This window comes from Komagataeibacter ossonobensis (assembly GCF_057359305.1).
Window position 1 is genome coordinate 48,141 of record NZ_JBXAYQ010000021.1, and the last position, 10,868, is coordinate 59,008.

General features: G+C 61.2%; 11 protein-coding genes. 4 read left to right on the forward strand and 7 right to left on the reverse strand.

Annotation, left to right across the window (positions count from 1 at the left end):
* The first annotated feature begins 31 nt into the window (after positions 1 to 31).
* Complete coding sequence (locus AC1RQ9_RS12150) at positions 32 to 793, forward strand: SDR family NAD(P)-dependent oxidoreductase (RefSeq protein WP_485987148.1); 762 nt, start codon at positions 32 to 34, stop codon at positions 791 to 793.
* Positions 794 to 927: 134 nt separating this feature from the next.
* Positions 928 to 1,779, forward strand: coding sequence for an alpha/beta hydrolase (locus AC1RQ9_RS12155; RefSeq protein ID WP_256138251.1), 852 nt, complete (start codon positions 928 to 930; stop codon positions 1,777 to 1,779).
* A gap of 271 nt (positions 1,780 to 2,050) precedes the next feature.
* On the opposite strand, the gene AC1RQ9_RS12160 is transcribed toward AC1RQ9_RS12155, so the two are convergent.
* On the reverse strand, positions 2,051 to 2,413 hold the full coding sequence (locus tag AC1RQ9_RS12160; RefSeq protein WP_010515879.1) for a winged helix-turn-helix transcriptional regulator: 363 nt from the start codon (positions 2,411 to 2,413) through the stop codon (positions 2,051 to 2,053).
* Between the two features lie 115 nt (positions 2,414 to 2,528).
* Between AC1RQ9_RS12160 and AC1RQ9_RS12165 the strand changes: the two genes are divergently transcribed.
* Entirely contained in the window at positions 2,529 to 3,653 is a 1,125-nt protein-coding gene (locus AC1RQ9_RS12165) for an alkene reductase (RefSeq protein ID WP_485987150.1), read from the forward strand.
* 16 nt (positions 3,654 to 3,669) lie between these two features.
* Positions 3,670 to 5,040, forward strand: a complete 1,371-nt coding sequence (locus tag AC1RQ9_RS12170) for an NAD-dependent succinate-semialdehyde dehydrogenase (protein ID WP_485987152.1) — start codon at positions 3,670 to 3,672, stop codon at positions 5,038 to 5,040.
* Positions 5,041 to 5,185: 145 nt separating this feature from the next.
* Here the strand turns inward: AC1RQ9_RS12170 and AC1RQ9_RS12175 are convergent, their stop codons facing one another.
* The 6 genes from AC1RQ9_RS12175 to AC1RQ9_RS12200 all read right to left on the reverse strand — a co-directional run.
* A complete protein-coding gene (locus tag AC1RQ9_RS12175; RefSeq protein ID WP_485987154.1) occupies positions 5,186 to 6,958 on the reverse strand; it encodes an AMP-binding protein in 1,773 nt (590 codons plus the stop codon).
* A 14-nt stretch (positions 6,959 to 6,972) separates the two neighbouring features.
* Positions 6,973 to 8,220, reverse strand: coding sequence for an MSMEG_0569 family flavin-dependent oxidoreductase (locus tag AC1RQ9_RS12180; RefSeq protein ID WP_485987155.1), 1,248 nt, complete (start codon positions 8,218 to 8,220; stop codon positions 6,973 to 6,975).
* Positions 8,221 to 8,236: 16 nt separating this feature from the next.
* Entirely contained in the window at positions 8,237 to 8,524 is a 288-nt protein-coding gene (locus AC1RQ9_RS12185; protein ID WP_019091908.1) for an MSMEG_0570 family nitrogen starvation response protein, read from the reverse strand.
* Positions 8,512 to 9,690, reverse strand: coding sequence for an MSMEG_0565 family glycosyltransferase (locus AC1RQ9_RS12190; protein ID WP_485987157.1), 1,179 nt, complete (start codon positions 9,688 to 9,690; stop codon positions 8,512 to 8,514). Before AC1RQ9_RS12190 ends, AC1RQ9_RS12185 begins: the two co-directional genes overlap by 13 nt.
* Positions 9,687 to 10,661, reverse strand: coding sequence for a sll0787 family AIR synthase-like protein (locus AC1RQ9_RS12195; protein WP_485987158.1), 975 nt, complete (start codon positions 10,659 to 10,661; stop codon positions 9,687 to 9,689). Before AC1RQ9_RS12195 ends, AC1RQ9_RS12190 begins: the two co-directional genes overlap by 4 nt.
* A partial coding sequence (locus tag AC1RQ9_RS12200; protein WP_485987159.1) for an MSMEG_0567/Sll0786 family nitrogen starvation N-acetyltransferase occupies positions 10,658 to 10,868 on the reverse strand: 211 nt, incomplete at its 5' end. The genes AC1RQ9_RS12200 and AC1RQ9_RS12195, both read right to left, overlap by 4 nt.

Genomic DNA, 10,868 nt, shown 5'->3' on the forward strand with positions numbered 1-10,868 from the left:
AGAATTGCCTCCTCACCCGTTGGAGATACCCATGCCTGAAGCAGACACCATTGCCATTGTCACCGGCGGCAGCCGTGGACTGGGCCGCGCCACCGTTGAGGCTCTCGCCCGACGCGGCGTCTCGTCGATTTTCACCTACCGCACCAACAGATCCGCAGCCGATGAGGTGGTTGAGAATGTCCAGAGCAGCGGCGCCCGCGCGGTGGCCCTGCAACTCGATACCGGCGACACGCACGCCTTTCCTGCCTTTGCCGACGAAGTCCGGCGCGTGCTGGGCGAATGGGGAGCAGAGCGTTTCAATTATCTGGTCAACATGGCCGGCACGTCCCATGAGGGGCTGTTCGGCGAGGTGACCGAAGAGGATTTCGACGCCGCCTATCGGGTTCATGTCAAAGGTCCGTTCTTCCTGACGCAGACGCTGCTGCCGCTGATTGCGGATGGTGGCCGGATCGTGAACATCTCATCCGGCCTGACGCGCTTCGCCTATCCCGGCTGGATCGCTTACGCCGCCATGAAGGGCGCGGTGGAAGTCATGACGCACTACATGGCCAAGGAACTCGGACCGCGCCGTATTGCCGTCAACACGGTAGCGCCGGGTGCCATCCAGACCGATTTCTCGGGCGGCATGGTACGGGACAATCCGGACATTGCCCGCCATATCGCGGACACAACCGCACTGGGGCGTCCTGGCCTTCCTGACGATATCGGCCCCATGATCGCTGCGCTCCTGTCCGAGGACAATCGCTGGGTGAATGCGCAGCGGATCGAAGTTTCCGGCGGTCAGGCCATCTGAAGGCTGGCCGTTCCACAAACGGAACGCCACAATGATATGTGAGGCGGCTCGGAGACCATGTCTGGTCTTCGGGCCATGAGCAATAGTGGGCCTGGGCATTGGATGAAATGATCAGAAGCAGTCAGCACAGGCCCATGCTGAAATATCTGTGCTGCACGATAATCGTGCTGGCCACCAGCGTTCTCCTGCCATGCGTGGGATATGCCGGTGATCGCACCGCACCGGAGATTACTGGCAACATTCCAGATCCGGGCATCAATGAACGTGTCATGAATATACCTCTCCGTGCAGGCGGGTCTGTCCGGGCCATTTTCAGTTCCCCGGAGCGGCCATTGGCGACGATCATCATGTTTCCGGGCGGAACTGGTGACATCGGCCTCGGGCAGGACGGGCGCATCCGTCATGGCGACAACTTCGTCGTGCGAACACGTGGCGCGTGGAACAGACAGGGGTTTGCGGTTCTCATTCCCGATACAGTGGGTCGTCTCAATCTGCGCGGGCAGCGTAGTGCCGCGCATTATGCCCATCTTGTCGAGGATATCATCGCTTTCGTGCATAGACAGGACTCAGGGCCTGTTTTTCTACTTGGTACAAGCCAGGGTGCCATTGCAGCCGTCAATGGCGCGGCCCATGCCGCTTCAGGGGAAATTGCCGGTGTCGTGCTGACTGAATCGGTGTCCGTTATGGGGGGCAGCGGGGAAACCGTTTTCAGCGCCCATCCAGAGAAGGTGCAGGCTCCCGTTCTCGTTGTCGCCAATCACGATGACCGATGCAACGTTGCCCCGCCACAGGATGCAAAGCGAATCGGCGCGGCCATGACAGGCAGTCGTGAAGTCACCGTGTTAATGGTGGCAGGCGGCGCAACCCGCTCTGAAAAGAACTGTGGTTCGCTTACGCCACACGGCTATTTTGGCATTGAGGCAGAGGTCATTACCCGCATTAGTGCTTGGCTGGATGCCACGATCCGGGCTGCTTCCTTGAAGTAGAAGAGCGCTTTTCCCGGAATCTGGAATAGCGTGTCTCCCCCTCACCATCAGGCATTTCTTGCGACGGCAGCCAGCCAGGTCGCGACCGAGTAATCCGGCAATGTCCAGCCTCTGCCTGCTCACGTCCTGAAGGCGATCAATACTTCGGCGATAGATAATCACCAAATATCGTATTTCCCGAAATCTCGGTCTGTCTGATGATGGATTATTCCATCGCGAGGAAAATGAAGCCAGCCGTCTCCATGGTTTTTGCAAACATTCTCAGCCAATCTCAATCACCATCTTTGTTCCGCTGGACAGAATGGGCATAGCGATCTCCCCAGGTCTTGAGCGCCTGAATGACCGGCTTCAGCGTCTTTCCCAGATCGGTCAGGGCATATTCCACATGCGGCGGCACTTCCGGGAAGACGGTGCGTGACACCAGTCCGTCGGCCTCGAGTTCGCGCAACTGGTTGGTCAGCATCCGCTGCGTGACGTTGGGCAGCCGGCGGCGCAGTTCGCCGAACCGCAGCACCCCGTCCTCGAACAGATGATACAGGATCAGCGCCTTCCACTTGCCCCCAAACAGTTCGAGCGTGGCTTCCACCGTGCAGCCGGGGCTGCAGGCCAGCGTGGTGTGACGGATGCGGGGCATGGTATCATTCCTGACACTAGTGGCGGTTTATGTGCGTTCTTGCGCGCACCGCAGGCTGGGTCAATGTTTACATGCGGGCCGGACGGATGGCCTGCATTTGTAAACAGGGTTGATCATGTCTTCATCTTCTTTATTCGGACCTGCGCGGCTGGGCGACCTGTCGCTGGAAAACCGGATCTTCCTGCCACCGCTGACACGCTGCCGCAGCACCCAGCCTGGCGACATTCCCAACGCGCTGATGGCCGAGTATTACGCGCAGCGCACGCAGGCGGGTTTCCTGATTACCGAAGGCACGCAGATCGAACCCCGCGGGCAGGGCTATGCCTGGACACCAGGCATCTATTCACCCGAACAGGTCGCAGGCTGGAAACTGGTCACTGATGCAGTGCACGCAAAGCGGCGGCCCATCTTTGCGCAGTTGTGGCATGTCGGCCGCGTGTCCCACCGCGCATTGCAGCCCGGTCATGAGGCGCCGATCGCGCCGTCAGCCATGGCTGCAACAGGTGTCAACGTGTTCATCCCCACGGGGCCGGGCACGGGAAAGCTGGTGCCGCCTGACATGCCGCGCACACTCTCCATTCCTGAAATCCATGAACTGGTGGAGATGTATGCGCAGGCGGCGCGTAACGCGCTGTCCGCAGGCTTCGATGGCGTGGAAATCCACGCCGCCAATGGCTACCTGATCAACCAGTTCCTATCCGAACGGGCCAATTTCCGCACCGATGCCTATGGCGGCAGCCTGTCCGACCGCCTGCGCTTCCTGCGCGAAGTGGTCGAGGCCGTTTCCGCCGTCGTCACGCCTGACAGGATGGGCGTGCGATTTTCTCCGCTGTTTGGCACAACCACGGAAGAGCGCGTGTATCTCGGCCTGCTGGAGGACAATCCGGCACAAACCTACACGGCGGCCGTGCGCGTACTGGCGGATGCGGGCATCGCCTATGTCTCGCTGGCCGAAGCCGACTGGGACAATGCGCCGGAAATGCCGGATGCCTTCCGCGCCAGCGTGCGCGACATCTTTGGCGGCCGCATTCTGTGCGCGGGCCGGTACGACCTGCACAAGGCACAGCATGTGCTGGGCCATGGATGGGCGGACATGATCGGCTTTGGCCGGAAGTTCATCGCCAATCCGGACCTGCCCGCGCGGCTGGAACATAACTGGCCGCTCAATCTGCTGGACCCGGCGACGATGTATGGCGGCAGCGCGCATGGCTACACCGACTATCCTTTCCATAATCAATAAACAGGGAAACGGACCAATGAGTTTTTACCAGACCCTCAACCCGACCACGGAAACCGTGGAACGCACGTTCGAGCTTCACACATCCGAACAGATGAAGGCGATTGTCGATCGCGCGGACCATGTGTGGAAGACCGACTGGAAAAAGCATGACATCGCAGCCCGCAAGGTCATCATGTCAAAGGCCACCGACCTGCTGCGCCGCGATCGCGTGGCGCATGCGCGCCTGATTGCGACCGAGATGGGTAAGGCGCTGCCTGACGCGCTGGAAGAAATCGACATCACCGCCGATATCCTGTCCTTCTATGCCGATGGTGCGGCAGAATTCCTTGCCCCCACGCATCTGAAGGTCAAGGAAGGCCATGCAAAGATCATCAACCAGCCGCTTGGCCTGATCTACTGCATCGAGCCATGGAACTTCCCTTATTACCAGCTTGCCCGCGTGGCGGGGCCGAACCTGATGGCGGGCAACGTGGTCATCGCCAAGCATGCGCCCAACGTGCCGCAATGCGCGCTGGCCTTTGAAAAGCTGTTCCACGATGCAGGTGCACCTGTGGGCGTCTATACCAACATCTTCCTCGACAATGACCAGTCCGCTGAACTCATCAAGGATTTCCGTATTCGTGGCGTCGCCCTGACGGGTAGCGAACGCGCGGGCCAGACGGTCGCGGCCGAAGCGGGTGCGGCGCTGAAGAAGGACACGATGGAACTTGGTGGCAGCGATGCCTTCATCGTGCTGGATGACGCGGACCTTGAACTGGCCGTCAAATGGGCGACATGGGGCCGGTTCGCCAATAACGGGCAGGTCTGCACGGCCGCCAAGCGGATGATCGTGCATGAGAAGGTCTATGACGCCTTCCTCGCGGGGCTGAAGAAAGCCATCACACAGTTCCGCATCGGCGACCCGCTGGCCGAAGGCACGACCCATGGCCCGATGAGCAGCAGGAAGGCACTCGACACCGCACTGGCGCAGACCGACGAAGCGGTCAAGGCAGGGGCAACGCTGGTGGTCGGCGGCAAGCGGATGGACTGCCGCGGCTTCTTCATGGAACCGACCATCCTGACCAATGTGTCAAAAGACAATCCGGTCTTCTATCAGGAGATTTTCGGCCCCGTTGCCGTTGTGCATAAGGTCGCATCGGAGCATGAGGCCATCGAACTGGCCAATGATTCCCCCTATGGCCTTGGCGGTTCCGTGTTCTCGCGTGATCTTGGCCGGGCAGAAAGGGTGGCCGAAGCGGTCGAGACCGGCATGATGTTCATCAACACGGCCACGGCTGCGGCCCCCGAACTGCCCTTTGGTGGGATCAAGAATTCGGGCTTTGGCCGCGAACTGTCCTTCCTCGGCATTGAGGAGTTCATCAACCGCAAGCTGATCCGCGTCGCCTGATAGGGCATGTGTGTCTTCTGCCCCGAACAAAATCCAGTCCGGGGCAGAAAGAGCATTTCCGAACCCTGAGCCGACCCGGTTGATCCAACCACACCGCATGTTCAGGTATGAGAAGACCGTCCAATCCATTACGATACTGCCAACGTCAGGAGACCAGCAGGCGCTTCCGCGTGATCTTTCCTGATACGGTGGTCGGCAGATGCCTGACGAAGCGGACTTCCTTCAGGCCTATCCAGCGCCCGAGGACTGCGTTGACCCGCGCAACGATTTCCTCGGAAGAAGGCGCGCATTCCGCTTCGGGATCTGGAACCACATAAGCGACAGGTCGCTGCCCTCTCAGTTCGTCCGGAATTGCGACCACGGCACACGTATGAACGGCTGGATGGGTGGCGACGATCTTTTCGATCTGCACGCCCGAAATCCGCCGTCCCGCGACCTTGATGACATCGTCAGAACGCCCGAGCATATGCACGGCGCGGCTGGCCTCGATCATGCCTTCGTCAAAGGTGCGATAATACTGTCCGGTCTCGTCCAGATAAGCTGTAGGAACACGGATCGCTCCATCCTTCCATACGCCAGCCAGGCAGCCGGGTGGCAGCGGCAGGGAGAGGACAATTTCCCCGCACTGTTCACCGGGTATGGACGGCACGATTTCCGGGCGAAATCCCGGTGCAGGCCGCCCGATGTCGTTCATGAGCGAGACCGGCTCACGCTCAGACAGGCCAAAGAAATGAGCGGTAATACTCCACCCCGTTTCGGTCTGCCACCAGTGATTGACTACAGGTTTGCGAAAATACGACCGTGCCCACTCCAGCAGGGTCGGGTCCGCATATTCCCCAGCCACGAAAATGCGGGCCAGTGCAGGCAAGATGGCCCCTGACAGGTTGCGGCTTTCCTGCCGCATGAGGCGCATCTGTGTTGGTGTGGTGAACAGGCATTTCACCTCGTACTCATGGCAAAGCGCGCGGATGACGGAAGCCGATGCGCCGCCTTCCACAATCACACTGGTGCAGCCGCTGAGCAGCGGCGCATAGACGCCGTAGGAATGGCCAACCACCCAGCCCAGATCCGATGTCGTGAAGAAGGTATCGCCGGGTTTGCAGCCATAAATCAGCTCCATGGACAGGGCGAGGGCTACAGCGTGGCCACCATTGTCACGCACAATACCCTTCGGATGACCTGTCGTGCCGGACGTGTGAAGAATATACAGGGGATCTTCAGATCTCAGCATGACCGGCTCTGCTGGCGCGGAGAGTTCCAGCATATGGAAATCATGATCCCGCATTGGCAGAAGGGCTGTCGGACACGCTGCACGTTGCACAACAACGCAGGCCTGTGGGCGGTGCGTGGCCTTGGCCAGTGCCTCGTTCAGGGCCGGCGCGGACGCTACGGGCGTCTGCCCCTGAAAGCTGCAACTGGCAATGATGATGACTTTCGGGGCCACATCATCAATCCGGCGCGCCAGTTCAGGCCCGGCGTAGCCCGCAAAAACCACCACATGCACGGCCCCGATCCGGGCACAGGCCAGCATGGCGATGGCGGTTTCGATCATGGTCGGCATGGCGATCAGGACGCGGTCGCCTTTCTCCACCCCCAGCGCGCACAGGCCGCCGGCAAACCCGGCCACCCTGCCCTGTAGTTCCCGGTAGGTTACCACCTGCCGTTCCTTCGTGGCGCAGGAATGCCAGATCAAAGCAGCCTGTGCGCCGCGCCCGTTTTCAACATGCCGGTCCACGGCATTGTGGCAGGTGTTGAGCGTGGCGTCAGGAAACCAGTCATGCCAGCCATCCGCCCGCGTCCTGCATGCGGTCACAGGTGCCTGCTTCCATGTGATGCGTTGCGCCGCCTCCAGCCAGAATTGTTCTGGCTGGCTTATGGCCGCGTCATACATCGCCTCATATGTTGTCCATGGAAGCATGGCGTTTACTCCGTTCAGGCTACAGGCACGTCTTTGCCGGTGATCTGGCTGGCCAGCCACGCGGCATCGCGCGAGACACCGGAAAACCGTCCCGACCCCCAGGTGTGCAGCCATGGCAGACCAAGGAAGTAGAAGCCCGGCGCATCGGTCACGCCACGATGCCAGACCGGCTTGTTGGCCCCGTTGAAGACCGGCACGTCAATCCAGCGATAGTTCGGACGGAAGCCGATGCACCAGAGGATCGAAGTGATCCCGGCAGCCTTCAGGTCGAGCGGGGTGTTACTGCCATCGGGCTCCCACACAGGCACATAAGGAGCTTCGGTCGGAGCCGTGATCCCTTCGCGAGCAATATAGGCGTCGATGGATTTCTTGATGTCGGCATTGGTCCTGTCCGCATCATCAAGGTTTTCCGCAAGATCCGGTGCGAAGTGCGCCACTTCATCGCGGATTGTCTCCAGCGTGCCATGCAGGCCAACGCCCTTTTTTGCAAAGAGGCGCAGATCAAGGTCATGCCCGCCATTTCGGCCCGTGACGTAATGATTGGTCTTGTCACGTGCACCGTCGCGCAGGGGGTGATTATCCACCGTCAGGTCATAGAAGTGCATGTCCGCAAGCCAGTCCACAACGTCGCGGCCACGGTAGAAGCGCGAGACGCGCGGGGCGGAGCCGACACAGAGATGGACCTTGCGTTTTTCAAGGAACAGGTCCTCGACGATCTGCGCGCCGGACTGGCCGCTGCCCACGACCAGCACAGCCCCTGTCGGCAACTGGGCGGCGTTGCGGTAATCCTGCGAGTGAACCTGATGGATGGCGGGGTCGATCGCGCTGGCATAGCCGGGGATGACCGCATCCTGATATGCGCCTGATGCGATGACCACATGCTTTGCGTGCCAGGTCTCACCACCTGCCACCACGCAATAGCCACCACCTTCATGGCGAGTGATGGAGGTAACGGCTGTGTGCTCGCGCAAAGGCGGGTTGAAGGAGACGACAAAGCCCTTCACGTAGTCAATAATTTCCTGCTTCACCATGAAGCCGTGCGGGTCTTTTCCCTTGTAGGGATGACCGGGGAGTTCGCACTGCCAGTTCGGTGTGACCAGGCAGAAATTGTCCCAGCGCTCATCATCCCACGAATGGCAGGCGGTCCTGGCCTCAAAGACGATGTGCTCCACCTTCTCGCGGCAGAGATACCAGCTCATGGAGAGCCCGGCCTGTCCACCGCCCACGATGATGACGGGGATGCTTTTCTCGTTCTGTGTCATGGTCGTTCTTTTCGTCTCAATAACTGAAAGACAGGACGCGCACCTGCGCGTCGGACTGGTTCAGAAAAGGCGCACTGGCCTGCCTTATGGCCTGAAGCTGGCCAAGGGCGCGGCTGCATGGGAAGCCGTAGCGGGCGCGAACCCGTTCGCTGGCGTCCGTCAGGGCGGTGTCCGCCTTTTCAAGAAACTCCCGGACCGGATAATCCTGACCGGGCGTGAAGTGGTCCCTTATGACCAGCGACGGGGAGTAACAGTCAGTCTCCTTCCCATCGGGCCAGCGCACACGAAAGGTCATTTCGGGCATGGTGAAAGAACTCCTGAAGCAAGGGCATCGGTGCGCGACCGCGCTGCCAGACACCGATATGCGGGGAGGTGCCGACTGGCGACGCGGCCCCAGTCGAAACGGCGGGCCGTTGCGGGGCCGCTGGCCCGGAAATGGTCACGGCTTTCGACGCGCAGGGCGTCGCGCAACGCCATGAACAAGGTGTCGGGATGCGGCGGTTGGCACCACAGCGCATCCGTTGCTGAAAAATGCTCCGTGAAAGGTGTGATTGCCGGCACAATAACAGGCGTGCCGCAAGCCAGGGCTTCCAGCGGACACAGCCCGAACCCCTCGGTTACGGATGGATAGGCCAGCACGTCCGCCTGCCGGTAGAATGAAGGCATGTCCTCATCCGCAACCGGCCCGGTGATGGTGACATGATCGGCCGTACCGCTTTCGCGCAGACGCGCCATGAACCGGGTGCGGTAGGCAGAATGATCCAGCAGCGAAGCCCCGCCTACCACAACCAGATGCACATCAGACCGCTCGCGGCGAAGGGCCAGAAATGCGTCGAGCAATTGCAGCGTGTTCTTGCGCCGCTCGATCCCGCCCACGGACAGGATCAGGTGACGGTCGGCAGGCAGATGATACCGCGCCCGCAACGCGGCATCGTGCGCGGTTGCTACGGGCGAAAAGCGCACGGGATCAACCCCGTTGCCCACGACCGGGGCTTCGCGGCCATGGTCGTTGCGCAGGACCTCTTCCCACATTGTGCTGACGGTAAACAGTTCGGCCGCCGCCCTGATCCCCCGTTCCTGCCGCGCGGCAAGGACCGGGTGCGTGAAATGGTCAAGATGGTGGACCGTGCGGGCAAAGCCCGGTATCCGTCCCTCTTCCACCAGTTCGGCCAGTGCATTGGCGCTGATCGGGTCCTGCGCATGCAGCACGTCAAAATGCTGCCCACGCAGGGCGTCCCTGATCTCGCCAATGCGGCGCTCCACCAGCATTGCCAGGTCGGTCTCCGGCACGGCCGGGATGCAGTTGGTGGCGCAGCGGGGCGTGCGGAAGAAACCGGCCCCGGTCACGTCCGGGGCGATCAGCGTTGCGTCATGGCCCGCGTCACACAGGGCTTCCGCCAGCGCCATGCCGTGCACCACACCGCCGCGCGGGTTGGTTGAATGGGTCAGAATCCCGATGGACAGCCTCATGGCGCAAATCCCATGAGGCGCGTCTGGGCAAGATCCCAGAAGGTTTCCTTCTCGCCCGCCCACGTAACATCAAGCCGCTGCGTGCTGTCACACTGACCGATGACAGAAGCCGCAATGCCCCGTCCATGAAACCGGGCCATGATCGCTTCGGCATCTTCGGGGCACGCCGTGAGCAGGTAGCCATAGCTGGGGAATGCGGAGAGCCAACGCTCCATCGGTGCATCGTCAGGGCGCGGAACGGCATCAAGCCTGATCGTCATGCCGATGCCTGAACATTCGGCCAGCATGAGGGCGGTGCCCAACAGTCCAGCCATGCTGATATCCTTGGCGGCGCGGCTCAGACCATCTTCTGCGATACCAGGCAAGAGATCGAGATCATCTCGAAGGTGCGCCGCCCCCTCAGTGTAGCACAATGCGGAACTGGCGTCCCAGAACGGGTGCGGGTCGTGCCAGCGGCCGCGCAGGTCGATGGCGGCGATCAGGACCTCGCCCGGTCGGGCGTCGAAACTGGTCAGCAGATGACGGGCACGGCCAAGGATCGCCACCGACAGCGAGTTATGGGTGCTGCGCATGTTGGTATGGCCGCCGACAACAGGCACGCCATAGGTGTGCGCCCCATCATGCAGGCCGGTCAGGATGGATGCGGCCGCCTCGGATGTATCGCTCCACAACGCATCCACCACAGCCACAGGGCGACCACCCATGGCCGCGATGTCACTGATATTGACCATCACGCCGCAATACCCGGCAAACCATGGCATGGCGCGCACGAAGCTGTCCTGAAACCCCTCGCTGGCCAACAGGAGGTAGCCATCGCCATCCGGTATGGCGGCGCAGTCATCTCCTAGGCGGATACCATCGCTTGTATCCCGACCAAGAATTGCGACGGTTTCGGCAATATCCTGTTTGCCCGCAAGGGCCCGACCGTGTCGAAGCGTGCGCAGCAGTGTAGTCAGTTCGTGTGCCATCACGCCACCTGCCGGTTACGGGGCTGTGGGCGCAGCAGCCATGTCTGGTCCTGCCCATGCGCCGGATAGCGTGAGAGGTCGGCCTGCATGTCGTGATGCGGGAGGCCATGCAGGGTCATGGCCCCAAGGCTTGTCCAGTGCAGGCGGCGGAAGAACAGCACGTTCTGTTCCTGTACCTGGGCCAGGAACCGCGTGGCTCCAAGCCCATGG

Coding starts and splice junctions, on each gene's coding strand:
- AC1RQ9_RS12150 (WP_485987148.1), top strand. CDS start 32: ATGCCTGAAGCAGACACCATTGCCATTGTCACCGGCGGCAGCCGTGGA.
- AC1RQ9_RS12165 (WP_485987150.1), top strand. CDS start 2,529: ATGTCTTCATCTTCTTTATTCGGACCTGCGCGGCTGGGCGACCTGTCG.
- AC1RQ9_RS12170 (WP_485987152.1), top strand. CDS start 3,670: ATGAGTTTTTACCAGACCCTCAACCCGACCACGGAAACCGTGGAACGC.
- AC1RQ9_RS12155 (WP_256138251.1), top strand. CDS start 928: ATGCTGAAATATCTGTGCTGCACGATAATCGTGCTGGCCACCAGCGTT.
- AC1RQ9_RS12180 (WP_485987155.1), bottom strand. CDS start 8,220: ATGACACAGAACGAGAAAAGCATCCCCGTCATCATCGTGGGCGGTGGA.
- AC1RQ9_RS12190 (WP_485987157.1), bottom strand. CDS start 9,690: ATGAGGCTGTCCATCGGGATTCTGACCCATTCAACCAACCCGCGCGGC.
- AC1RQ9_RS12185 (WP_019091908.1), bottom strand. CDS start 8,524: ATGCCCGAAATGACCTTTCGTGTGCGCTGGCCCGATGGGAAGGAGACT.
- AC1RQ9_RS12160 (WP_010515879.1), bottom strand. CDS start 2,413: ATGCCCCGCATCCGTCACACCACGCTGGCCTGCAGCCCCGGCTGCACG.
- AC1RQ9_RS12175 (WP_485987154.1), bottom strand. CDS start 6,958: ATGCTTCCATGGACAACATATGAGGCGATGTATGACGCGGCCATAAGC.